Below are 22,499 nucleotides of genomic sequence, written 5' to 3'. Positions count from 1 at the left end.
CGCGCACCACCCCGTCCGGCTGCGGCGCTCGGCAGGGCTCCGCAGCCGGACGGTGCGTCTGCACCGGCACCGCCCAGCAGTACCCAGCAGTACCCACAGGTCAGGAGGGCCGCATGACCGTACGGCGCGTGATGGGGATCGAGACCGAGTACGGCATCTCCGTGCCCGGCCACCCCAACGCCAACGCCATGCTCACCTCGTCCCAGATCGTCAACGCGTACGCGGCGGCGATGCACCGGGCGCGCCGCGCCCGCTGGGACTTCGAGGAGGAGAATCCGCTGCGCGACGCCCGGGGCTTCGACCTGGCCCGGGAGGTGGCCGACTCCAGCCAGCTCACCGACGAGGACATCGGCCTGGCCAACGTCATCCTCACCAACGGCGCCCGGTTCTACGTCGACCACGCCCACCCCGAGTACTCCTCGCCCGAGGTCACCAACCCGCTCGATGCGGTGCTCTGGGACAAGGCGGGCGAGCGGATCATGGCGGAGGCCGCCGAGCGCGCCCTGGAGCTGCCCAACGGGCAGCGGATCCTGCTCTACAAGAACAACACCGACAACAAGGGCGCCTCCTACGGCACCCACGAGAACTACCTGATGCAGCGGGCCACCCCGTTCGCCGACATCGTCCGCCACCTGACCCCGTTCTTCGTCTCCCGCCAGGTGGTGTGCGGGGCCGGCCGGGTCGGCATCGGGCAGGAGGGCGGCGGGCACGGCTTCCAGATCAGCCAGCGCGCCGACTACTTCGAGGTCGAGGTCGGCCTGGAGACCACCCTCAAGCGCCCGATCATCAACACCCGCGACGAGCCGCACGCCGACGCCGAGAAGTACCGCCGGCTGCACGTCATCATCGGCGACGCCAACCTCTCCGAGGTCTCCACCTACCTCAAGCTCGGCACCACCGCGCTGGTCCTGTCGATGATCGAGGACGGCTTCATCGCCGTCGACCTCGCCGTCGACCAGCCGGTGCGCACCCTGCACCGGGTCTCCCACGACCCGGAGCTCAAGCAGCTGGTCCAGCTGCGCAGCGGCCGCAAGCTGACCGCCGTGCAGCTCCAGATGGAGTACTGCGAGCTCGCCCGCAAGTACGTCGAGGACCGCTACGGGCAGGACGCCGACGACCAGACCGTGGACGTGCTGGCCCGCTGGGAGGACGTGCTGGGCCGCCTGGAGCGGGACCCGATGAGCCTGTCCCGGCAGCTCGACTGGATCGCCAAGAAGGAGATCCTGGAGGGCTACCGGCAGCGCGACGCCCTGGAGTGGGACAGCCCCCGGCTCCAGCTGGTCGACCTCCAGTACAGCGACGTGCGGCCCGACAAGGGCCTCTACAACCGGCTGGAGGCGCGCGGCCGGTTCGACCGGCTGTTCGACGAGGACGAGGTGCGCCGCGCCGTCACCCGGCCCCCCGAGGACACCCGGGCCTACTTCCGCGGCCGCTGCCTGGAGCAGTACGCCGACCACGTGGCCGCCGCCTCCTGGGACTCCGTCATCTTCGACCTGCCCGGCCACGACAGCCTCCAGCGCGTCCCGACCATGGAGCCGCTGCGCGGCACCCGGGAGCACGTCAAGGAGCTGCTCGACCGGTGCCGCACCGCCGAGGACCTGGTGCGCGTCCTCTCCGGCGGGTAACTTTTCGATCACCGAGGGTGAACGTTTCCCGGACGGGGAATCATTCCGGTGAGCAGCCAGCGTTGAACGAGAACACCGAACGAGCGGGGTGAGGAAAATGGCGGAGAAGGACACCGGCGGCGGTCAGCAGCGGGCCAACCGCTCCTCCGAGGAGGCCGAGGAGCAGGCGGCGGAAACGCAGGCCTCGGACGAGCTCAAGGAGCGCCAGGAAAAGCTCAGCGACGACGTCGACTCGGTACTCGACGAAATCGACGAGGTACTGGAATCCAACGCCGAGGATTTCGTGCGCGGATTCGTCCAGAAGGGCGGCGAGTGAGAGGGGAAACCCCTCCGTCCACCGAAAAGAGCAGCACGAGCGCCGCAGGTGTGCCCTGAGCGCGCCTGCGGCCTCGTGTTGCCGGAAGCTCCTCGGAGCAGCTCCCCCGGAGAGCGTGGAACCGGCCCCGGAAGCGGGTAGGGTCCGGGGCACCAAGCAACTTTCGATCTTCGATCCGGAAGGACACGTGTGGAAGCCAACCTCAGTGGCACCGGGCGTCTGCCGGCCGCCTTCCTCACCCCCGGCTCCTCCTCGTTCCTGGACTTCCTCGACAGCCACGCGCCCCAGCTGCTCCCCGGGCGGCGCACCCTCCCCGAGGGGATGACCGTCGAGGCGCCGCACGGCACCACGATCGTCGCCGCGGTCTTCGACGGCGGCGTGGTGCTGGCCGGCGACCGCCGCGCCACGATGGGCAACGTCATCGCCCAGCGGGACATCGAGAAGGTCTTCCCGGCGGACGAGTACAGCGCCGTCGGCATCGCCGGCACGGCCGGCCTGGCGGTCGAGATGGTCCGGCTGTTCCAGCTGGAGCTGGAGCACTACGAGAAGATCGAGGGCGCCGTGCTCTCGTTCGAGGGCAAGGCCAACCGGCTCACCACGATGATCCGCTCCAACCTGGCGATGGCCATGCAGGGCCTCGCGGTCGTCCCGGTCTTCGCCGGCTACGACCTCGACCTCGGCCGCGGCCGGATCTTCACCTACGACGTCACCGGCGGCCGCTCCGAGGAGCGGGCCGGCTTCGCCGCCACCGGCTCCGGCTCGGTCTTCGCCCGCGGCTCGATGAAGAAGCTCTACCGGGACGGCCTGACCGGCGACGAGGCCGCCACCCTCGCCGTCCAGGCGCTGTACGACGCCGCCGACGACGACTCGGCGACCGGCGGGCCCGACCTGGCCCGCAAGATCTTCCCGATCGTCACGCTGATCACCGAGGACGGCTTCCGCCGGCTCACCGAGGCGGAGGTCTCCGCGATCGCGGTCTCCATCACCGACCGGCGCCGCGAGCACCCCAACGGCCCGCAGGCCCCGCTTCTCTGAGTCCGCCTCAACCACCCGAAGGGAGACCGGCGGTGTCCACGCCGTTCTACGTCTCGCCCCAGCAGGCCATGGCGGACCGCGCGGAGTACGCCCGCAAGGGCATCGCCCGCGGCCGCAGCGTGGTCGTGCTCACCTACGCCGACGGCATCGTCTTCGTCGCGGAGAACACCTCACGGGCCCTGCACAAGGTCTCCGAGATCTACGACAAGATCGCCTTCGCCGCGGTCGGCCGCTACAACGAGTTCGAGAACCTCCGGATCGGCGGCGTGCGCTACGCCGACCTGCGCGGCTACTCCTACGACCGGGCCGACGTCACCGCCCGCGGCCTGGCCAACGTCTACGCCCAGACCCTGGGCACCATCTTCTCCTCGGTCGGGGAGAAGCCCTACGAGGTCGAGCTGATCGTCGCCGAGGTGGGCCGCACCCCCGCCGACGACCAGATCTACCGGCTCACCCCCGACGGCTCGGTGGTGGACGAGAAGAACGCCGTGGTGGTCGGCGGCAACGCCGACTCCATCGGCAACTACCTCGGCCAGCGCCACCGGGCCGGACTCACCCTCGCCGAGGCGCTCAAGCTGGCGGTCGACGGCCTGGCCCGCGACCCCAACGGCGGCAGCCCCCGCGCCATGACGCCGGAGCAGTTGGAGGTCGCCGTCCTGGACCGCCAGCGCTTCCAGCAGCGGAAGTTCAAGCGCATCCTGGGCGGCCAGCTGGCCCGGCTGCTCAGCGGCGACGAGTCGGCCGCCGACGAGGACGCCGACGGCGCGGGCGACGCGAGCACCGACACCGAATGACCGCCCGGGCGGCCCGCCGCGCAGCGCGGGCCGCCCGCCGGTCCACCGACCGCCACCGAGGGGTTCCACCGAGCTTCGAACAGAGAAGAGTCGCACATGGACCGCCGAATTTTCGGGCTGGAGAACGAGTACGGAGTCACCTGCACCTTCCGGGGCCAGCGCCGGCTGTCGCCGGACGAGGTGGCCCGCTACCTCTTCCGCCGGGTCGTCTCCTGGGGCCGCAGCAGCAACGTCTTCCTGAAGAACGGCGCCCGGCTCTACCTCGACGTCGGCTCCCACCCCGAGTACGCGACCCCCGAGTGCGACGACGTCACCGAGCTGGTCACCCACGACAAGTCCGGCGAGCGGATCCTCGAGGGCCTGCTGGTGGACGCCGAGCGGCGGCTGCACGAGGAGGGCATCGCCGGCGACGTCTACCTGTTCAAGAACAACACCGACTCGGCCGGCAACTCCTACGGCTGCCACGAGAACTACCTGGTGGCCCGGCACGGCGAGTTCTCCCGGCTGGCCGACGTGCTGATCCCGTTCCTGGTCACCCGGCAGCTGATCTGCGGCGCCGGCAAGGTGCTGCAGACCCCGCGCGGCGCGGTCTACTGCGTCAGCCAGCGCGCCGAGCACATCTGGGAGGGCGTCAGCTCCGCCACCACCCGCTCCCGCCCGATCATCAACACCCGCGACGAGCCGCACGCCGACGCCGAGCGCTACCGGCGGCTGCACGTCATCGTCGGCGACTCCAACATGTCGGAGACCACCACGCTGCTCAAGGTCGGCGCCACCGACCTGGTGCTGCGGCTGATCGAGGCCGGCGTGGTGATGCGCGACCTGACGCTGGAGAACCCGATCCGGGCGATCCGCGAGGTCAGCCACGACCTGACCGGCACCCACCAGGTCCGGCTGGCCAACGGCCGGGAGGCCTCCGCCCTGGAGATCCAGGAGGAGTACTACACCAAGGCGCTGGAGTTCGCCGACCGCAAGGGCCTCAACGAGGGCACGGTGGCCCGGGTGCTGGACCTGTGGGGCCGCACCCTGGAGGCGGTGCGCAGCGAGGACCTGGCCAAGGTCGGCACCGAGATCGACTGGATCATGAAGTACCAGCTGATCGAGAAGTACCGGGCCAAGCACCAGATGACCATGTCCAACCCGCGGGTCGCCCAGATCGACCTCGCCTACCACGACATCCACCGCCGCCGCGGCCTGTTCTACCTGCTGCAGAAGAACGGCCAGGCCAAGCGGGTCACCACCGACCTGCTGACCTTCCAGGGCAAGTCGGTGCCCCCGCAGACCACCCGGGCCCGGCTGCGCGGCGACTTCATCCGGCGCGCCCAGGAGCAGCGCCGCGACTTCACCGTCGACTGGGTGCACCTCAAGCTGAACGACCAGGCGCAGCGCACCGTGCTGTGCAAGGACCCGTTCCGCTCGGTGGACGAGCGGGTGGAGAAGCTGATCGCCGGGATGTGATCCGCCGGCCCGGTCCGGTCCGCCGGGGGCGCGCCGCGCCTCCGACGGACCGGACGAATCGGGTCATAGGCTGACGTCATGCGTCGAACCGCCTACCTGCTCACCGTTCCCCTGACCGTCGCGCTGCTCGCCGGGTGCAGCAGCTCGGGCGGCTCCGGGAAGTCCACCGCGACGACGCCGGCGGCCTCCTCGGCCTCCGCCGCCGAGGTGCCGAGCCCGGTGGCGTCCGCCTCGCCGATGCCCACCGTCTCGGGGGACTTCGGCTCGAAGGCGACCATCACGCTGCCCACCGAGCCGCCGTCCGGGCAGTTCGTGGTGAGCACCGTGAGCGAGGGCTCCGGGGCGGTGGTCAACAAGAACGACTGGGTGACCGTCAACTACACCGTCAAGGACTGGACCAGCGGCAAGGACCTGTCCAGCTCCTACGACTCCGGCGGCAAGCCGCAGCTGTACCAGCCGGGCAGCGGGCAGCTGGTGCCCGCCTTCGACCAGAGCGTGGTGGGCCGGAAGGCCGGCAGCCGGGTGCTGGTGGTGGCCCCGCCGGCCGCCGGGTTCGGCAGCCAGGGCTCCAGCGCGCTGGGCGTCGGCAAGGACGACACCGTGGTGTTCGTGCTGGACGTGGTGAGCACGCTGCCACAGGACACCACCGTCCCCGGGGACCTCACCCAGCCGCCCGCGAACGCCCCGCAGGTGAAGGACAACGGCAAGGCCGCGCCGACCATCACCGTCCCGGCCGGCCAGCAGCCGCCCGCCGACCTCCAGCAGTACGTGCTGGTCCAGGGCACCGGCCCGCAGGTGCAGAGCGGGCAGACGCTGGTGGTCCAGTACACCGGCGTGACCTGGACGGACGGCAAGCAGTTCGACTCCTCGTGGAACCACGGCGGCGCGCAGGCCCTCCAGGTCGGCACCGGCAGCCTGATCAAGGGCTGGGACCAGGGGCTGGTCGGCAAGAACGTCGGCAGCCGGGTGCTGCTGGTGGTCCCGCCGTCGCTGGGCTACGGCGACCAGGCCAGCGGCTCGATCCCGGCGAACTCCACCCTGGTGTTCGTGATCGACATCCTGGAAGCCGTCTGAGAACCGCCTGACAGCCGGGCGAGGGCCGGGCTGACCCGCTCTCATGCCGACCTGACATACTGCTGCCCCGCACCAGTGGTACACGCGTCGTCGGGCGAGTCGAATGGGGAGTCATGTCTGAGAAAGCGTCGAGCCCGGGCGAGGCCGACACCAACGGGAACAAGCCCTCGGTGGACCGCGAGTCGATCGTCGTCCCCGCCGAGATGCTGACCCAGGCGGGGTGGGCGCCGCCCACCGCCCCGGTGGCCCCCGGGGAGAAGGCCGAGGAGGCCCCGAAGGTCTTCGCGTCCAACCAGCGCAAGGTGCCGCTCTCCGAAGCGGGCTACGACGAGGACCCGGGCGGGGTGGGCCGGCTCGGCGTGATCCTGGGCTCGGTCCTGGCCGTGCTGCTGGTCGCGTCCGGCGTGACGATGTACTACGTCAACAAGGACGACGGCAAGCCCTCCGCGCAGGCGGACTCGGCCGCCGCCAGCCCCGCTCCCTCGGACACGCCGACCCAGGAGCCGGTGCCGCCGATCAAGGACAGCGCCAAGGTGCTGCCGACCGTCGCCGGCGACTTCGGCTCCAAGGCGGCCATCACGCTGCCCAAGGACGCCCCGGACGGGACGTTCGTGGTCAAGGAGCTCTCCGCGGGCAACGGCCCGAAGGTGGAGAAGGGCAACTGGGTCACCGTCGACTACACGGCGATGGACTGGCAGACCGGCAAGGACATCCCCGGCTCGTACGGGGAGGAGAACGGCAAGCCGCAGCTGTACCAGGCCGGCGGCGGGTCGCTGATCCCGGCGCTGGACAACGCCGTCGAGGGCCACAAGGCCGGCAGCCGCCTGCTGGTGGTCGCCCCGCCCGGGGCCGCGTTCGGCGCGCAGGGCAACAGCCAGCTGGGCATCGGGGCCGCCGACAGCCTGGTCTTCGTGCTGGACATCCGGCAGGCCACCGCGCCGGGCGCGGTGCTCTCCGGTGACGTGACCCCGCCGCCCGCGGACTTCCCGCAGGTCAAGGACAACGGCACCAAGCCCGCCGACATCACCCCGCCCAAGGGCGCCGCCGACCCGACCGACCTGAAGAGCCACGTGCTGATCCAGGGCAAGGGCCGCAAGATCGAGTCCGGCGAGAAGGTGCTGGTCCAGTACACCGGCGCGCTGTACAAGGACGGCAAGAAGTTCGACTCCTCGCTCGACCGCGGGCAGGCGTTCACCTTCACCACCGGCGCCGGCAGCGTCATCGAGGGCTGGGACAAGGGCATCGTCGGCCAGAACATCGGCAGCCGGGTCGAGCTGGTCATCCCCGCCTCGCTGGGCTACAAGGACCAGGCCAGCGAGAGCATCCCGGCCAACTCCACCCTGGTGTTCGTGGTCGACATCCTGGACGCCGGTGTCGGCGGCGGCGACAGCTGACGGCCCGTCGGTGCGCCTAGGATGAGTCCCGTTCACGCAACCGAACGAGAAGAGCAATCGTGAGCCTGACCAAGCCGGAGATCGACTTCCCGGGCGGCGACGCCCCGACCGAGCTCCAGATCCGCGACATCGTGGTCGGCGACGGCGCCGAGGCCAAGGCCGGCGCGGTCGTCGAGGTCCACTACGTCGGTGTCACCTTCGCCTCCGGCGAGGAGTTCGACGCCTCCTGGAACCGCGGCCAGACCTTCCGCTTCCCGCTGGGCGGCGGCCGGGTCATCAAGGGCTGGGACCAGGGCGTCGAGGGCATGCGGGTCGGCGGCCGGCGCGAGCTGATCATCCCGCCGCACCTGGCGTACGGGAACCAGTCCCCGAGCCCGCTCATCCCGGCCGGCTCCACCCTGATCTTCGTGGTGGACCTGCTGGGCGTCTGACCTCGGACGCACCACCGAACCCCCGGTTCCGCCAGGAGCCGGGGGTTCGGCTTTCTCTGGACGTGCTCGTACCGGTACGGTCAGGCGGGTCACCCCCGATCGGAGGAAGGGTCACCGATGGCGATCGCCAAGGCAGAGCGGCTGATGAACCTCGCCCTGTGCCTGATGAACACCCGCCGTCCGCTCTCCAAGAAAGAGCTGCGCGAGTCCGTCGAGGCGTACCGGGAGGCCTGGCAACAGGGCTCCGAGGACGCCTTCAACCGGATGTTCGAGCGCGACAAGGACGACCTGCGCGAACTCGGCCTGATCATCGACGTGGACGAGAACGCGCTCGACGGCGAGATCGGCTACCTCGCCCGCCGCGACCGCAACCGGCTCCCCGAGATCGCGCTGGACGCCGAGGAGGCCGCCGCGCTGGCGCTGGCCGCCCGGGTCTGGCAGCAGGCGAAGATGTCCGGCGCCGCCAGCGGCGCCCTGCAGAAGCTGCGCGCGGCCGGCGTCCCGTTCGCCGAGGACCGCGAGCACGGCGCGCTGGAGCCGCGGATCCCCGGCCGGGAGGCCGCGTTCGAGCCGCTGCTCACCGCCGCCCGGGACCGCCGGCCGGTCACCTTCGACTACCGCAAGGCCGGCGCCGCCACCGCCGAGCCGCGCTCGGTGGAGCCCTGGGCGCTGGAGTGCTGGCGCGGCCACTGGTACCTGGCCGGCTACGACCGCGACCGCGGCTCGGCCCGGGTCTTCCGGCTCTCCCGGATCACCGGCAAGGTCCGCTCCCGGGCCGGCGCGTTCACCGGCGAGGTGCCCGAGCACGTGGACGTCCGGGCCGTGGTGGCCCGGTTCGCCGGCGAGGGCGCCACCGCGGTGGCCCGGGTCAGGGTGCGCTCGGGCGCCGCCTACCCGCTGCGCCAGCGCGCGCTGGAGACCCGGCCGGCCGACGCCGACTGGGACGAGCTGGACATCCCGTACGGCAACGGCCTGGGCGCCGACCTGGCCGAGTACGGTCCCGACGTCATCGTGATCGGCCCGGAGGACCTGCGGGCCGACGTCATCGACCGGCTGCGCGCCGTCGCCGGTCTCGCGGAGGTGCAGGCATGAGCAACGCGATCGACCAGACGCGCCGGATGCTGTCGCTGGTCACCTACCTGCGCGAGCGGCCCGGGGCCGAGGTCGCCGAGGTGGCGCGGGCGTTCGGGATCACCGAGCGGGAGCTGATCGGCGACCTGAACGTGCTGCCGATGTGCGGCACCTCCTTCCGCGGCGGCGACCTGCTCGACATCGACACCGACGGCGAGCGGATCTGGTGGCACAACGTGGACGACGTCGCCCAGCCGCTGCGGCTGGCCGCCGACGAGGCCACCGCGCTGCTGGTCGCCGCCCGAGCCGTCGCCGGGCTGCCCGGCCTGCGCGAGCGGGACCGGCAGGCGCTCACCCGGGCGGTCGCCAAGATCGAGGACGCGGCGGGCGAGAACGCCGAGTCCGCGGCCCGGGTCGGCGTCACCTTCGAGGCCGAGGGCACCGTCTTCGCCGACATCGACCGCGCCCTCAGCGAGGGCCGGCTGATCTGGCTGCGCTACTGGTCGCACGGCCGCGGCGAGCTGACCGAGCGCGAGGTCGACCCGATCCGGCTGGTCACCGAGGGCCACACCTACCTGGAGGGCTGGTGCCGCACCTCCGAGGACCGGCGCACCTTCCGGCTCGACCGGATCGCCGAGATCAAGGTGCTCGACGAACCCGCCAACCCGCCCCGGCTCCAGCCCCGCGACCTGTCCGCCGGGCTGGTCGCCCCCACCGCCGAGGACCCGCAGGTGGTGGTCGAGGTCGGCCCCGGCGGCCGCTGGGTCGCCGAGTACTACACCCACGACAGCGCCGAGGAGCTCCCCGACGGCGGCCTGCGGATCACCCTGCGCTCCGCCGAGCCGTCCGGCCTGCGCCCGCTCGCCCTGCGGCTGGGCCGGGACGGCCGGATCACCGCCCCCGCCCAGCTCGCCGAACAGGCCCGCACCGCCGCGCTGGCCGCGCTGGAGCACTACCGGGACGGACAGGTCGGAACCACGTGACCGACGGCACCAGATTCAAGGTGTACTGCTCGCAGTGCCGGGAGAAGGTCGAGCTCCCGGCCCGCGAGTTCCGGCTGGCGCTCGGCGCCAGCAAGGAGCGCACCTTCTACAGCTTCACCTGCCCGGCCTGCGGAGCGGTCGTCCGCAAGATCGCCGGGGAGAAGATCGTCGCCGCGCTCACCGAGGCCGGCGTGCGCACCATGCGGCTGCTGCCGGTGGACGGATAGGGAGGACCGCACGTGAACTGGACCCTGGTCGGAGCCGTCCTGCTGTCCACCGCGGGACTGCTGGTGCTCGGCGCGCTGGCGCTGCGGCTGTGGCTGGACGTGCGGGCGCTGGCCCGCGAGGTGGACGGCGCGGTCGGCGCGCTGCAGCGGGCCGCCGCGGGCGACTGACCACGGCCGGACGGTCGGTGACCGGTACCCGATCGTTGGGTACCGGGTTCCCGCGCGGACACCCCGAGCGGCTACCATCGCCCGCAGAGAGGGGGCCCTGCCTCCCGGACGAGGAAGGCGGTGCACTGCGGATGCGACTCCTTTCACCCGGCTCGCTGCTGCTGGTCACGGCGCTCGCGGTGCTGCTGTTCGGCGGCAAGCGGCTGCCGGACGCGGCGCGGGCCCTGGGCCGCTCGCTGCGGATCCTCAAGAGCGAGGGCAGGGCGCTGCGCCGGGAGTTCGACTCCGGCCGACAGGCGCCCGCCGCCCCCGCCCCCGCCCCGGCCGCGCGGCCCGCCGCCGAACCGGAACGGGTGGTCAAGGCCGCCCCGGGCGCCCCCCGCCCCGACCGGGCCGCCTGAACGCCCGCGTCGGGCCCCGCACCACACCGACTACGACGAGCGCACGATTCGAGGACCGGGTTGAGCAAGACGAGCAAAGCGGCCAAGGACCCTGAGGGGCGGATGGCGCTCGCCGACCATCTCCGCGAACTGCGCAACCGGCTGGTCAAGTCGCTGCTGGCGATCATCCTCTTCACGATCGTCGCGGTGTTCTACCACAAGGCGCTGCTGGACTTCCTGATCGAGCCGCTGCCCGCGTGCAACCCGGACGGCACCCTGCCGGCCGGCCTGAAGCACTGCGCGGAGATCTCCAACATCGGCCTGACCACCCCGTTCACGGTCATGCTGAAGGTCAGCCTCACGGCCGGCGCGGTGGCCGCCACCCCGGTCTGGCTGTACCAGCTGTGGAAGTTCGTGGCGCCCGGCCTGCACCAGCACGAGAAGCGCTACTCGGTGGCGTTCCTGCTGGTCGGCACCCCGCTGTTCCTGGCCGGCGCGGTGCTCGCGTACGTGGTGATGCCGCTGACCGCGGAGATGCTGATCAGCTTCGTCGGCGACGGCGTCAAGTCGATCGTGCCGGTGGAGACGTACCTGGACCTGATCACCCGCATGGTGCTGGTGTTCGGCGCGGGCTTCGAACTGCCGCTGTTCCTGGTGATGCTCAACCTGGTCGGGGTGCTCACCGGCAGGCGGCTGCTCAGCTGGTGGCGCGCGATGGTCATGGGCATCACGGTGTTCGCGGCCTTCGCCACCCCGTCCACCGACCCGCTGTCGATGCTGGCGCTGGCCGCGCCGATCTGGGCGCTGTACTTCCTGGCGGTCGGGGTCGCGCTCCTCAACGACAAGCGCAAGGCCGCCCGCAACCCCGACGCCGGGCTGAGCGACGAGGAGGCCTCCCGGGTCGACCTGACGGTCGAGGGCGTGGCGGGCGCCGAGCCGGTCGGCGGGGTCGAGACGGTGGAGGCGCCCGCGCCGGTCCCGGCCTCGCGCCGCGACCAGATCGACGACATCACCTGACCGGGCGCGCGGGCGGCGAGCCCCGCGCGGCGGTGAACGGCCCCGGACCCGTCGGTCCGGGGCCGTTCGGCGTTCCGGGGGGCGGTGACGACCGGGTGGAGGGAGTCCTTGCCCGGAGTTCGAGCCATGTGACATATTACTGAGGTGCTCAAGCGAAACTCCTACGACGTCGTGGTGGTCGGGGCCGGCGTGGTCGGTGCCGCCTGCGCCTACTACGCCGCCCGGTCCGGCCTGGAGGTCGCCGTGGTGGACCGCGGGCCGGTGGCCGGCGGGACCACCGGCGCGGGTGAGGGCAACCTGCTGGTCTCCGACAAGGAACCCGGCCCGGAACTCGACCTCGCCCTGCTCTCCACCGGCCTGTGGCGCGACCTCGCCGCCGAGTTCGGCGCACGCGTCGAGTACGAGCCCAAGGGCGGCCTGGTGGTCGCCACCGGCCCCGCCGGACTCGACCCGCTGCACGGCTTCGCCGCGCAGCAGCGCGCCGCCGGGGTGACCGCCGTCCCGGTCACCGCCGACGAACTGCCCGAGCTCGAACCGCACCTGGCCGCCGACCTGCCCGGCGGCTACCTGTACCCGCAGGACGCCCAGGTCCAGCCCGCGCTGGCCGCCGCCCACCTGCTGCGCGCCTCCGGCGCCGACCGCTACCTCGGCGAGGCCGTCACCGGCCTGCTGCGCGGCCCCGGCGGCGCCGTCACCGGCGTGGCCACCGCCCGCCGCGCCCTCGCCGCCCCCGCCGTGGTCAACGCCGCCGGCACCTGGGGCGGCGAACTCGCCGCGCTGGCCGGGGTCCGCCTGCCGGTGCTGCCCCGGCGCGGCTTCGTCCTCGTCACCGAACCGCTGCCGCGGATCGTCCGGCACAAGGTCTACGCCGCCGACTACGTCGCCGACGTCGCCTCCGGCTCGGCCGGCCTCCAGTCCTCCGCCGTGGTCGAGGGCACCCCCGCCGGGCCGGTGCTGATCGGCGCCAGCCGCGAGCGGGTCGGCTTCGACCGCACCCTCAGCCCCGAGGTGCTGCACCGGCTCGCCGCCCAGGCCGCCGCGCTGTTCCCGGTGCTGCGCGCCGCCCAGGTCCAGCGCGCCTACCGGGGCTTCCGCCCCTACCTGCCCGACCACCTGCCGGCCGTCGGGCACGACGTCCGGGCGCCCGGGCTGTACCACGCCTGCGGGCACGAGGGCGCGGGCATCGGGCTGGCACCCGCCACCGGGCTGCTGATCAGCCGCCAGCTCACCGGCGCGGAGCCGGAGTTGGACCTGGCGCCGTTCCGACCGGAGCGGTTCGACGACGCCGAGGGCGCCGAGGACGCGGGGTGAGCGGGTGGCGCGGGGTGAGCGGGTGGCGGTGCGCGGGCTTCCGCGCGGGGTGGCCGGTGCGGTGCGACGTACGGGAAGGGGAGGAGTAGCCGTGGACCCGCTCGACCTGGTGGGGGCCGAACCCGGCCCCGTCCGGACCTTCCGGTTCGACGGCCGCCCGGTGCCCGCGCTGCCCGGGCAGACGCTGGCCGCCGCGCTGTGGGCCGACGGCGTGCCGGCCTGGCGCACCACCCGGCGCGGGGGCCGTCCGCGCGGGGCGTTCTGCGGGATCGGGCAGTGCTTCGACTGCCTGGCCACCGTCAACGGCCGACCCAACCAGCGCCTGTGCCTGCTGCCCGCCGAGCACGGCGACACCGTCACCACCCAGGAGGGGCACGGCCATGCCGACCTCGGAGTCTGAGCCGCGCGAACACCGGGACGGGCCGCGCCGCGACCGCTACGACCTCGCCGTGATCGGCGCGGGCCCCGCCGGGCTGGCCGCCGCCGACGCCGCCGCCGGGTTCGGCCTGCGGGTCGCCCTGGTGGACGCGGGCAGCCGGCCCGGCGGCCAGTACTACCGGCACCCCGCCCCCGAACTGGGCGCGGCCCGGCCGGAGCGGCTGCACCACGGCTGGACGGTGTTCGCCCGGCTGCGCGAGCGGCTGACGGCCTCGCCGCTGGTCGACCACCTGGCCGGCCACCACGTCTGGGCGCTGGAGGCGGGCGCCCCGGGCGACGACACCGGGCCCTGGCGCCTGCACGCCACCCGCGGCCCCGGGGCGGCCGACCGGGCCACCGTCCGGGCCCGGGCCGTCCTGCTGGCCACCGGCGCGCACGAGCGGCAACTGCCCTTCCCCGGCTGGACGCTGCCCGGGGTGGTGACCGCGGGCGGCGCGCAGGCGATGCTCAAGTCCTCCCTGGTGCTGCCCGGCCGACGCGTCGTGGTGGCCGGGAGCGGCCCGCTGCTGCTGGCCGCCGCCTCCTCGCTGGTCGCGGCCGGGGCGGAGGTCCCCGCGATCGTGGAGGCCACCTCGTACCTCGGCTACGTCCGCGGGCTGCCGGTGCTGGCCGGCAACCCCGGGAAACTCGCCGAGGGCGCCGCGCACGGCGCCCGGCTGCTGCGCCACGGGGTGCGGCTGCGCCGCGGCAGCGCGGTGGTCGAGGCGCACGGCACCGACCGGGTCACCGCCGTCACGGTGGCCCGGCTGGACGCCCGGTGGAGGCCGGTGCCGGGCAGCGAGCGGCGGATCGGGTGCGACGCGCTGGCGATCGGCCACGGGCTGGTGCCGCAGATCGAGCTGGCCACCGAACTGGGCGCCGCGACGGCCGCCGGGCCGGACGGCGCGGTGGCCCTGGCGGTGGACGCCCGGCAGCGCACCAGCGTGCCCGGGCTGTGGGCGGCGGGGGAGACCTGCGGCGTCGGCGGCGCGGACCTGGCGCTCGCCGAGGGCGTGCTGGCCGCCCACGCGGTGGCCGGACGCCCGCTCCCCGCCCGGGCGGCGGCCGTCCGCCGACGGCGGCGCGCGTTCGCCGCGCTGATGGCCGCCGCGCACGCGCCCGGGCCGGACTGGACCGGCTGGGTCACCGACGACACCGAGGTCTGCCGCTGCGAGGAGGTCCCGGCCCGGGCGGTCCGGGAGGCCGTCGAACGGCTCGGTGCCGGCGACGCCCGGACGGTCAAGCTGCTCACCCGGGCCGGCATGGGCTGGTGCCAGGGCCGGATGTGCGGACCCGCGGTGGCCCGCCTGTCCGGCGGCGGAGCCGGGCGGCCGGACAGCCGACCGCTGTCCTGTCCGGTGCCGCTGGCGCAACTGGCCGAGCCGGGGCCGGACTAGGGCCTGTCTTCAGACCCCCGCCTGCCCCGCAACGCCCGGCACCCACTCCCGCCGCACCGGGCAGAGAGCCGAGTACGTCCAGTACGAGGCCCTTCGCCCGGCCCGCCGAGAGCACGTACCGGACGCCGCAGGGCTACGACGGGGGTTCGAAGACAGGCCCCAGGGCCGGCGGCCGGGCCCGCCCGGCACGCGCTCTCGCCGCGCCGGTCGAGAACCCGGGCGCACCCCCGGTGTGAGGGCTTCCGGCCGGGCGGGCCGAGAGGACGTACCGAGGGGCGCTTCCGGCCGAAGGCCGGGGAGCCGTGGGGCCGCCCGGTGGTGGCGGGGGCCTTGTGGTCCCTGGTGCCCACTTATAAAATGTCACACATCATATCGAGGGAGATCCCCGTGACCCGCACCCCCCGCGACCCCGCCCGTCCCTGGCGCGGCATCATGGTCGCCACCGCGCTGCCCTTCCGTGACGACCTCACGGTGGACTACGACGCCTACGCCGAGCACGTCCGCTGGCTGATCGACAGCGGCTGCGACGGCGTCGTCCCCAACGGCTCGCTCGGTGAGTACCAGACGCTCACCGCCGAGGAGCGGGCCAGGGTCGTCACCACCGCCGTCGAGGCGGCCGGGGACGGGGCCCGGGTGATGCCCGGCGTGGCGGCCTACGGGAGTGCCGAGTCGCGGCGCTGGGCCGAGCAGGCCGCCGAGGCCGGGGCGGGTTCGGTGCTGCTGCTGCCGCCGAACGCCTACCGGGCCGACCAGGCCGCGGTGCGGGCCCACTACGCCGAGGTGGCCCGGGTCGGGGTGCCGGTCGTCGCCTACAACAACCCGATCGACACCAAGGTCGACCTGGTCCCGCCGCTGCTGGCGCAGCTGCACGCGGACGGCTCGATCGTCGCGGTCAAGGAGTTCTCCGGCGACGTCCGCCGCGGCTACGAGATCGCCGAGCTGGCCCCCGGGCTGGACCTGCTGATCGGCGCCGACGACGTCCTGCTGGAGCTGGCCCTGGCCGGGGCGGTCGGCTGGATCGCCGGTTACCCGAACGCGCTGCCCGCCGCCTGCGCCGAGCTGTACCACGCGGCCGTCTCCGGCGACCCGGCCACCGCCGTCCCGCTCTACCGCTCGCTGCACGCGCTGCTGCGCTGGGACTCCAGGACCGAGTTCGTCCAGGCCATCAAGCTCTCCATGGACCTCGCCGGGCGCCCCGGCGGTCCGACCCGCGCCCCGCGCCTGCCGCTCGTCCCGGAGGTCGAGGCCGCGGTGCGCGCCGCGACCGGGAAGGCGCTCGCCGAGGGCCACAAGTAGCCCGTGCCGCAAGGCGGTTCGGGTCGGCCCCGGAGGGGAGCCGGCCCGGCCGCCGGAGGTCCGGACCCGCCGACAGCCGACTGGAGAGAACAACCGCGATGCGGACCCGCCACGTCTTCCACGCCGTCGACTCGCACACCGAGGGCATGCCCACCCGGGTGGTCACCGGGGGCTTCGGCACCATCCCCGGCGCCACCATGGCCGAGCGGCGCACCCACTTCCAGCGGCACCTCGACGAGTTCCGCACGCTGCTGATGTACGAGCCGCGCGGCCACTCCGCGATGAGCGGCGCGATCCTCCAGCCGCCCACCCGGCCGGACGCCGACTTCGGGGTGCTGTACATCGAGGTCTCCGGGCTGCTGCCGATGTGCGGGCACGGCACCATCGGCGTGGCCACCGTGCTGGTGGAGACCGGCATGGTGCCGGTGGTCGAACCGGTCACCACGGTGCGGCTGGACACCCCCGCCGGGCTGGTGGTCGCCGAGGTCCGGGTGGTGGACGGCGCGGCGGTCGGCGTCACCATCCGCAACGTGCCCTCGTACGCGGCGGCGCTGGAGCGGAAGCTGGAGGTGCCCGGGTACGGGACGGTCGGCTACGACCTCGCGTACGGCGGCAACTACTACGCGATCCTGCCGCTGGAACGGCTCGGCCTGCCGTTCGAGCGCGGGCGCAAGGACGAGATCCTGGCCGCCGGGCTGGCCGTGATGGACGCCATCAACGCCGCGGACGGGCACCGGCCGACGCACCCCGAGGACCCGTCCATCCACGGCTGCCACCACGTCCAGCTGCTCGCGCCCGGCTCGGACGCGGTGCACTCCCGGCACGCGATGGCCATCCACCCCGGCTGGTTCGACCGCTCGCCCTGCGGGACGGGCACCTCGGCGCGGATGGCCCAGCTGCACGCGCGCGGCGAGCTGGCGATCGGCGCCGAGTTCCGCAACGACTCCTTCATCGGGACGACCTTCACCGGCCGCCTGGTCGAGGAGACTACCGTCGCCGGGCTGCCCGCCGTCGTCCCGACCGTCACCGGCCGGGCCTGGGTGACCGGCACCGCGCAGTACTTCCTCGACCCGACGGACCCGTTCCCGGCGGGCTTCCTGCTGTAGCGCGCCCGCCCGCCGGGGGTGGTGGCTTTCTGTGCCGATCCGTCAATTCACGTTCAATGGAAGGTTCCTGAGCATGAGCACCATCGACTCGTACAACCCCGCCGACCCCGGCGACCTGGTGGCCTCGGTGCCGTCGACGGGGGCCGACGGCGTCGCGGCGGCGGTCGCGGGGGCGCGGGAGGCGCAGCGCGGCTGGTGGGCGCTGGGGGCGGCCGGGCGGTCGCTCGCGCTGGGCCGGGCCGCCGCGGCGGTCGAGGCGGCGGCCGAGGAACTGGTCGCGCTGGTGGTGCGCGAGGTCGGCAAGCCGGTGGCCGAGGCGCGCGGCGAGGTGGCCCGCACGGTGGCGATCTGGCGCTACTACGCGCAGGCGCCGTTCGCCGCCTCCGGCGAGGTGCACGAACCGGCCGCCGGCCAGGGCCTGTTGCTGACCCGCCGCCGCCCGCACGGGGTGGCCGGGCTGATCACGCCGTGGAACTTCCCGCTGGCGATCCCGACCTGGAAGGCCGCGCCCGCGCTGGCGGCCGGCAACGCGGTGGTGCTCAAGCCGTCGGCGGAGGCGGTGGCCTGCGCGCTGCGGCTGGCCGAACTCGCGGACCTGCCCGCGGGCGTGCTGACCGTCGTCCCGGGCGGCGCCGAGGAGGGGACGGCGCTGGTCGGGAGCGCGGACGTGGTCTCGTTCACCGGCTCGTCCGGGGTGGGCCGCGCGGTGGTCGCCGGGGCGAGCGGGCGCGGCGTCCCGGTGCAGGCCGAGATGGGCGGCCTGAACGCCGCCCTGGTGCTGCCCGACGCCGACATCGCGCAGGCCGCCGCCCACCTGGCCGCTGCGATCGCCGGGTACGCGGGCCAGAAGTGCACCGCGACCGGCCGGGTGATCGCCGTCGGCGACGCGTACGAGCCGCTGGCCGAGGCGTTGGCCGAGGCGCTCGGACGGACCCCGGCCGCCGACCCGGCCGCCCCGGACACCGTCTGCGGGCCGGTGATCGGCCGGCCGTCGCTGGAGCGGCTGACCGGGGCGATCGACACCGCCCGGGCCGGCGGCGCGACCGTGCTGGCCGGCGGGGCCGGGGCCGACCGGGCGGGCTGGTTCCTGGAGCCGACCCTGCTGGCGGACGTCCCGGCCGGGCACCCGCTGCTGGCGGAGGAGTTCTTCGGCCCGGTCGCGGTGCTGCTGCCCGCCGCCGACCTGGACGAGGCGGTCGCGCTGGCCAACGACACCCGGCACAGCCTGTCCACCTCCGTCCACTCGCGCGCCCTGGACGTGGCGCTGGCCGCCGCGGACCGCCTGGACGCGGGCATGATCCGGATCAACGCGCCCTCCAGCGGCGTCGACTTCCACCTGCCGTTCGGCGGCGCCAAGGGCGCCTCGTACGGCCCCCGCGAGCAAGGGCGGGCCGCGCTCGACTTCTACACCGCCTCGCGCACCGTCAGCGTGCTGCCCGCCGGGGAGTACTGATGGGCCGGGTCTCCACGGTCGACTACCACGCCGCGGGCGAGCCGTTCCGGATCGTCGTCGCCGGGCTGCCGCCGGTGCCCGGCGACACCGTCGCCGAGCGCCGGGCGATCGCGATCGGCGCGGGCGGCAGCGCGACCGCGCCGCGGCCCGGCCCGCTGGACGACGTGCGCCGCCTGCTGACCCGGGAACCGCGCGGGCACGCCGGCACGCACGGCGGGTTCGTCGTTCCCGCGGACGACGGCGAGGCGCACTTCGGCGTCCTGTTCTGGCACCGGGACGGCTACTCGACCGCGTGCGGCCACGGCACCATGGCGCTCGGCGCGTGGGCCGTGGACACCGGCCTGGTCGACGCCCCCGACGACGGCACCGCGCTGGTGCGGATCGACGTCCCCTCCGGCCGGGTCGGCGCCACCGTGCACCGCCGCGGCGGTCGCACCACCGCCGTGACCTTCCGCAACGTGCCGACCCGGGTGCTGGCCCGCAAGGTCGACCTGACCGTGCTCGGACGCCCGGTGGCCGTCGACCTGGCGGACTCCGGCGCGGTCCACGCCTCGCTGCCCGCCGCCGCGCTCGGCCTGTCCGTCGTCCCCGACCGGCTCGCCGACCTGACCGCCGCCGGCCGGGAGGTCCGCGCCGCGCTGGCGGGCCACCCGGTGCTCGCCGACCACCGCGACGGCCTCCACGGCGTCATCCTGTACGACGAACTGCCCGACACCCCGTCCGGCCCGCACCAGCGCAACGTCACCGTCTTCGCCGACGGCCGGATTGACCGCTCCCCGTGCGGCTCCGGCACCTCCGCCCGCCTCGCCCTGCTCGCCGACGACGGCGCCCTCGCTCCGGGTCGCACCCTGCGGCACGACTCGGTCATCGGCACCACCTTCACCGGCAGGGTCCGCGCCCCGCAGGACGGCGCGGTCGTCACCGAGGTCACCGGCGCGGCCCACCGCACCGGCGAGCACCGCTTCGTCCTCGACCCCGAGGACACCCTGGGCCCGGGGTTCCTGCTGTGACCGTCGGGGCGGTGACCATCGGGGCGGTGGCCGTCGGGGTCGAGCACCTGGAGCCGACCCTCGGCCACCTCGCCGCCGTCGACGCGCTGGAGCGGGCGCTGCGGGGCGGGCCGGACGTGGAGGGGTGCCCGGCGCGGGCGAGCGGGCCCGTACCGGCGGGGGAGCTGCTGCTGATGCCCGCGGCGGCCGGGGGTTCGCCGGGGTGAAGGTCGCGGGGGTGGCGCCAGGGAACCCGGGGGCCGGGCTGCCGCGGATCGCCGGGGCGGACCTGCGGTTCGACGGGCCCGCGCGGCGGCCGGTCGCGCTGCTGGACGGGGCGGCGCTGACCGTGCTGCGCACGCCCGCGGTCACCGCGCCGGCGCTGCGGGCGCCGGCGGCGCCGGACCCGCGGGAGCCGGTGGTGTTCGGGGCCGGGCCGCGGGCGGTGGGGCACGTGGCGGCGCTGCGGGCGGTGCCGCCCGGGCTGGAGCGGGTCACCGTGGTGGCGCGGCGGCCGGGGCCCGCGGGGGAGGTGGCGGTGTACGCGGCCGGGTTCGGCCTGGCCGCGGCGCCGTCGGCGGGCCGGAGGCGGTCGCCGGGGCGGACCTGGTGGTGGGCTGCACCACCGCCCGCACCCCGCTGTTCGACGGCCGGCTGGTGCCGGACCGGGCGGCGGTCGCGGCGGTCGGCTCGCACGCGCCGGACGCCCGCCTGGTGGACGCCCGCCCGGTGGGCCGGGCCGACCTGCTCGTGGAGGCCCGGGCGGTCGCGCTGCGCGAGGCCGGGGACCTGCTGGTGGCGGGGGCCGGGCCGGAGCGGCTGGTGAATCCGGTGGAACTGGTGACGGGCGGGGTTGCCGTCGGCCATGATCGTCCCAGGCTCTTCAAGAGCGTCGGCACGGCGTGGCAGGATCTGGCGGTGGCGGCGGCGCAGTACGTGCGGCGGGCGGTGTCGGGGCCGGGGTCGACGGCGGTGTCGGCGGCGGTGTCGGCGGCGGGGTAGCGCGGCGCGGGGCGGGGTGGTCCGGGCGGGCGGCGCGGCGACACGGACAGTCACGACCGAAGGCCGGGCGTCCGCTCTCCGCAACGTGACATTGTACAATGGGGTCCTGTTGAACCTCCGGAGGAACACCATGGCCGACCTCAAGCCCCGCAACCTCATCTCCGTCCAGGAGCGGCTGCGCGACCAGGTCGCCCACGCCCTGCGTGCGGCACTCATCTCCGGTGAGCTGCGCCCCGGGGTGGTCTACTCCGCCCCGACCCTGGCCGCCGACTTCGGGGTCTCCGCCACCCCCGTCCGCGAGGCGATGCTCGACCTGACCCGGGAGGGGCTGGTCGAGGCGGTCCGCAACAAGGGCTTCCGGGTCACCGAGCTCTCCGACCGGGACCTCGACGAGTACACCGAGATCCGCGCCCTGATCGAGGTCCCCACCGTCGGCCGGGTCGCCCGGATCGCCACCGCCGAACAGCTGGAGGCGCTGCGCCCGCAGGCCGTGGCGATCGTCGAGGCCGCCCGCGAGCACGACCTGATCGGCTACCTGGAGGCCGACCGCCAGTTCCACCTCGACCTGCTCGCGCTGGCCGGCAACGCCCGCCTGGTCGAGACCGTGGGCGACCTGCGCAAGCGCTCCCGGCTGTACGGCCTCAACCGGCTCGACCAGCAGGGCGAGCTGGTCAGCTCCGCCGAGGAGCACCTGGAACTGCTGGACGTGCTGCTGACCGGCGACGCGGACGCCGCCGAGGCGTGCATGACCCGCCACCTCGGCCACGTCCGCCACCTGTGGGCGGCCGGCGACCGGACCGAACCGGCCGAGCCGGAGAGCGCGCTGCGGCTGCCCGCCCGCTGACGGGCCGTCAGGTGTGCGGGACGCGCGCGGTGCGGCTGCGGGCGGAGTGGCCCAGTTCCGGGCCCAGCCCGAAGTAGTGCCGGAAGTTGTACACCAGCGGGCTCCACGCGGCCGGGTCCACGTAGTCGGTGCCGGGCACCATGACCGCCTCCGTCGCGTGCGTCCGCCGGACCCGCGCCTCCACCAGCCGGAACTCCCCGGTGGCGTCCGGCCGCAGGTCCACCACCTCGGCCTCCAGGTGCAGCGGGCACTCGGCGACCCGCGGCGCGGCGACGGTCTGCCCGGGCAGCGCGGTCAGGCCCGCGCGGGCGAACTTGTCCCGGACGAACACCGGGCCGTCCGGCGTCTCCGGCGTCTCCGCTCCGTCCGGCGCGTCCGGTCCGCCGGGGGCGTCCGGGCGTCCCGTGGTGCCGCCGAGCCGCTCCACCCGCCGCCACAGCTCCGGCCCCGGCACGTTCACCACCAGCTCCGGGCGGGCCGCCAGGTTGCGCGCCGTCCAGCCGTTGCGGCCGAGGCCCAGCACCACCGTGCGGTGCAGCGCCCAGGCCGAGGAGATCGGCGCGAGGTTCGCCGAACCGTCCGGGTTGACGCTGCTCAGCAGCACCACCGGGGTGCCGAAGTACAGGACGTGCGGCTCGATGACGCGGTGGGAGGGGGCCGGGGGAAGGTCGTTTCGCATGCCGCCGACCGTAGGACCGGGACGCTTCGGCC

At 74.4% G+C, this 22,499-nt stretch carries 25 protein-coding genes and 1 pseudogene; 25 read left to right on the top strand and 1 reads right to left on the bottom strand.

The features are described 5' to 3' along the window. Positions 1–113 precede the first annotated feature (113 nt). The 25 genes and pseudogenes from dop to ACIQVD_RS20215 all read left to right on the top strand — a co-directional run bounded on the left by dop (position 114) and on the right by ACIQVD_RS20215 (position 21,788). Positions 114–1,625, top strand: a complete 1,512-nt coding sequence (gene dop, locus ACIQVD_RS20335) for a depupylase/deamidase Dop (RefSeq protein ID WP_400679599.1) — start codon at positions 114–116, stop codon at positions 1,623–1,625. A 97-nt stretch (positions 1,626–1,722) separates the two neighbouring features. Then, positions 1,723–1,941: a ubiquitin-like protein Pup gene (locus ACIQVD_RS20330; protein ID WP_100839305.1), complete on the top strand. Its 219-nt coding sequence runs from the start codon at positions 1,723–1,725 to the stop codon at positions 1,939–1,941. Between the two features lie 189 nt (positions 1,942–2,130). Next, positions 2,131–2,976 (top strand): proteasome subunit beta, encoded by an 846-nt coding sequence (prcB, locus tag ACIQVD_RS20325; RefSeq protein WP_100839304.1) that lies wholly within the window; start codon positions 2,131–2,133, stop codon positions 2,974–2,976. A 32-nt stretch (positions 2,977–3,008) separates the two neighbouring features. Further along, a complete protein-coding gene (gene prcA, locus ACIQVD_RS20320; protein WP_100839303.1) occupies positions 3,009–3,770 on the top strand; it encodes a proteasome subunit alpha in 762 nt (253 codons plus the stop codon). Between the two features lie 96 nt (positions 3,771–3,866). After that, a complete protein-coding gene (gene pafA, locus ACIQVD_RS20315; RefSeq protein ID WP_033212823.1) occupies positions 3,867–5,228 on the top strand; it encodes a Pup--protein ligase in 1,362 nt (453 codons plus the stop codon). A 78-nt stretch (positions 5,229–5,306) separates the two neighbouring features. Continuing rightward, positions 5,307–6,302: an FKBP-type peptidyl-prolyl cis-trans isomerase gene (locus ACIQVD_RS20310; RefSeq protein ID WP_400679605.1), complete on the top strand. Its 996-nt coding sequence runs from the start codon at positions 5,307–5,309 to the stop codon at positions 6,300–6,302. Between the two features lie 113 nt (positions 6,303–6,415). Further along, entirely contained in the window at positions 6,416–7,696 is a 1,281-nt protein-coding gene (locus ACIQVD_RS20305) for an FKBP-type peptidyl-prolyl cis-trans isomerase (protein ID WP_400679608.1), read from the top strand. Between the two features lie 59 nt (positions 7,697–7,755). After that, the gene (locus ACIQVD_RS20300) at positions 7,756–8,127 is read left to right on the top strand and encodes an FKBP-type peptidyl-prolyl cis-trans isomerase (RefSeq protein WP_035868835.1); all 372 of its coding nucleotides are present in this window, start codon (positions 7,756–7,758) and stop codon (positions 8,125–8,127) included. A 117-nt stretch (positions 8,128–8,244) separates the two neighbouring features. Beyond that, the gene (locus ACIQVD_RS20295) at positions 8,245–9,219 is read left to right on the top strand and encodes a helix-turn-helix transcriptional regulator (RefSeq protein ID WP_400679610.1); all 975 of its coding nucleotides are present in this window, start codon (positions 8,245–8,247) and stop codon (positions 9,217–9,219) included. Then, on the top strand, positions 9,216–10,181 hold the full coding sequence (locus tag ACIQVD_RS20290) for a helix-turn-helix transcriptional regulator (RefSeq protein ID WP_400679612.1): 966 nt from the start codon (positions 9,216–9,218) through the stop codon (positions 10,179–10,181). Before ACIQVD_RS20295 ends, ACIQVD_RS20290 begins: the two co-directional genes overlap by 4 nt. Continuing rightward, on the top strand, positions 10,178–10,408 hold the full coding sequence (locus tag ACIQVD_RS20285) for a zinc ribbon domain-containing protein (RefSeq protein WP_100839298.1): 231 nt from the start codon (positions 10,178–10,180) through the stop codon (positions 10,406–10,408). The genes ACIQVD_RS20290 and ACIQVD_RS20285 overlap by 4 nt, the downstream gene beginning before the upstream one ends. Before the next feature lie 12 nt (positions 10,409–10,420). Beyond that, positions 10,421–10,576, top strand: coding sequence for a hypothetical protein (locus ACIQVD_RS20280; RefSeq protein WP_158585321.1), 156 nt, complete (start codon positions 10,421–10,423; stop codon positions 10,574–10,576). Between the two features lie 131 nt (positions 10,577–10,707). Next, a complete protein-coding gene (locus ACIQVD_RS20275; RefSeq protein WP_400679615.1) occupies positions 10,708–10,977 on the top strand; it encodes a twin-arginine translocase TatA/TatE family subunit in 270 nt (89 codons plus the stop codon). Positions 10,978–11,079: 102 nt separating this feature from the next. Continuing rightward, positions 11,080–11,973, top strand: a complete 894-nt coding sequence (gene tatC / locus ACIQVD_RS20270) for a twin-arginine translocase subunit TatC (RefSeq protein WP_400679927.1) — start codon at positions 11,080–11,082, stop codon at positions 11,971–11,973. A gap of 144 nt (positions 11,974–12,117) precedes the next feature. Continuing rightward, complete coding sequence (locus ACIQVD_RS20265; protein ID WP_402290901.1) at positions 12,118–13,284, top strand: NAD(P)/FAD-dependent oxidoreductase; 1,167 nt, start codon at positions 12,118–12,120, stop codon at positions 13,282–13,284. 91 nt (positions 13,285–13,375) lie between these two features. Then, positions 13,376–13,684: a (2Fe-2S)-binding protein gene (locus tag ACIQVD_RS20260; RefSeq protein ID WP_100839294.1), complete on the top strand. Its 309-nt coding sequence runs from the start codon at positions 13,376–13,378 to the stop codon at positions 13,682–13,684. Next, complete coding sequence (locus tag ACIQVD_RS20255) at positions 13,665–15,098, top strand: NAD(P)/FAD-dependent oxidoreductase (protein ID WP_402290899.1); 1,434 nt, start codon at positions 13,665–13,667, stop codon at positions 15,096–15,098. The genes ACIQVD_RS20260 and ACIQVD_RS20255 overlap by 20 nt, the downstream gene beginning before the upstream one ends. Positions 15,099–15,530: 432 nt before the next feature. Continuing rightward, positions 15,531–16,394, top strand: a complete 864-nt coding sequence (locus ACIQVD_RS20250; protein WP_402291061.1) for a dihydrodipicolinate synthase family protein — start codon at positions 15,531–15,533, stop codon at positions 16,392–16,394. A 98-nt stretch (positions 16,395–16,492) separates the two neighbouring features. Further along, complete coding sequence (locus ACIQVD_RS20245) at positions 16,493–17,500, top strand: proline racemase family protein (protein WP_400679624.1); 1,008 nt, start codon at positions 16,493–16,495, stop codon at positions 17,498–17,500. Positions 17,501–17,573: 73 nt separating this feature from the next. Continuing rightward, positions 17,574–18,953, top strand: coding sequence for an aldehyde dehydrogenase family protein (locus ACIQVD_RS20240; protein ID WP_400679626.1), 1,380 nt, complete (start codon positions 17,574–17,576; stop codon positions 18,951–18,953). Next, complete coding sequence (locus ACIQVD_RS20235; RefSeq protein ID WP_400679628.1) at positions 18,953–19,963, top strand: proline racemase family protein; 1,011 nt, start codon at positions 18,953–18,955, stop codon at positions 19,961–19,963. The genes ACIQVD_RS20240 and ACIQVD_RS20235 overlap by 1 nt, the downstream gene beginning before the upstream one ends. Positions 19,964–19,974: 11 nt before the next feature. Continuing rightward, a complete protein-coding gene (locus ACIQVD_RS20230; RefSeq protein WP_402290895.1) occupies positions 19,975–20,169 on the top strand; it encodes a hypothetical protein in 195 nt (64 codons plus the stop codon). Further along, positions 20,088–20,441: pseudogene (locus ACIQVD_RS20225) on the top strand (ornithine cyclodeaminase family protein); the annotation flags it as partial. The gene ACIQVD_RS20230 and the pseudogene ACIQVD_RS20225, both read left to right, overlap by 82 nt. A gap of 113 nt (positions 20,442–20,554) precedes the next feature. Beyond that, the gene (locus ACIQVD_RS20220) at positions 20,555–20,944 is read left to right on the top strand and encodes a hypothetical protein (RefSeq protein ID WP_402290892.1); all 390 of its coding nucleotides are present in this window, start codon (positions 20,555–20,557) and stop codon (positions 20,942–20,944) included. 130 nt (positions 20,945–21,074) lie between these two features. Beyond that, entirely contained in the window at positions 21,075–21,788 is a 714-nt protein-coding gene (locus ACIQVD_RS20215; protein WP_402291059.1) for a GntR family transcriptional regulator, read from the top strand. 7 nt (positions 21,789–21,795) lie between these two features. Here ACIQVD_RS20215 and ACIQVD_RS20210 read toward each other — a convergent pair whose 3' ends face one another. Then, the gene (locus ACIQVD_RS20210) at positions 21,796–22,467 is read right to left on the bottom strand and encodes a flavin reductase family protein (RefSeq protein WP_400679633.1); all 672 of its coding nucleotides are present in this window, start codon (positions 22,465–22,467) and stop codon (positions 21,796–21,798) included. Positions 22,468–22,499: the final 32 nt, after the last annotated feature.

It is taken from the genome of Kitasatospora sp. NPDC090308 (genome assembly GCF_044769485.1).
Lineage (GTDB): Bacteria > Actinomycetota > Actinomycetes > Streptomycetales > Streptomycetaceae > Kitasatospora > Kitasatospora fiedleri.
Note: the sequence above shows the minus strand (reverse complement) of the source record. Positions and strands in the feature narration are given on the sequence as shown.

Coding starts and splice junctions, on each gene's coding strand:
- dop (WP_400679599.1), top strand. CDS start 114: ATGACCGTACGGCGCGTGATGGGGATCGAGACCGAGTACGGCATCTCC.
- ACIQVD_RS20330 (WP_100839305.1), top strand. CDS start 1,723: ATGGCGGAGAAGGACACCGGCGGCGGTCAGCAGCGGGCCAACCGCTCC.
- pafA (WP_033212823.1), top strand. CDS start 3,867: ATGGACCGCCGAATTTTCGGGCTGGAGAACGAGTACGGAGTCACCTGC.
- ACIQVD_RS20310 (WP_400679605.1), top strand. CDS start 5,307: ATGCGTCGAACCGCCTACCTGCTCACCGTTCCCCTGACCGTCGCGCTG.
- ACIQVD_RS20305 (WP_400679608.1), top strand. CDS start 6,416: ATGTCTGAGAAAGCGTCGAGCCCGGGCGAGGCCGACACCAACGGGAAC.
- ACIQVD_RS20295 (WP_400679610.1), top strand. CDS start 8,245: ATGGCGATCGCCAAGGCAGAGCGGCTGATGAACCTCGCCCTGTGCCTG.
- ACIQVD_RS20290 (WP_400679612.1), top strand. CDS start 9,216: ATGAGCAACGCGATCGACCAGACGCGCCGGATGCTGTCGCTGGTCACC.
- ACIQVD_RS20275 (WP_400679615.1), top strand. CDS start 10,708: ATGCGACTCCTTTCACCCGGCTCGCTGCTGCTGGTCACGGCGCTCGCG.
- tatC (WP_400679927.1), top strand. CDS start 11,080: ATGGCGCTCGCCGACCATCTCCGCGAACTGCGCAACCGGCTGGTCAAG.
- ACIQVD_RS20255 (WP_402290899.1), top strand. CDS start 13,665: ATGCCGACCTCGGAGTCTGAGCCGCGCGAACACCGGGACGGGCCGCGC.
- ACIQVD_RS20250 (WP_402291061.1), top strand. CDS start 15,531: ATGGTCGCCACCGCGCTGCCCTTCCGTGACGACCTCACGGTGGACTAC.
- ACIQVD_RS20245 (WP_400679624.1), top strand. CDS start 16,493: ATGCGGACCCGCCACGTCTTCCACGCCGTCGACTCGCACACCGAGGGC.
- ACIQVD_RS20240 (WP_400679626.1), top strand. CDS start 17,574: ATGAGCACCATCGACTCGTACAACCCCGCCGACCCCGGCGACCTGGTG.
- ACIQVD_RS20235 (WP_400679628.1), top strand. CDS start 18,953: ATGGGCCGGGTCTCCACGGTCGACTACCACGCCGCGGGCGAGCCGTTC.
- ACIQVD_RS20215 (WP_402291059.1), top strand. CDS start 21,075: ATGGCCGACCTCAAGCCCCGCAACCTCATCTCCGTCCAGGAGCGGCTG.
- ACIQVD_RS20210 (WP_400679633.1), bottom strand. CDS start 22,467: ATGCGAAACGACCTTCCCCCGGCCCCCTCCCACCGCGTCATCGAGCCG.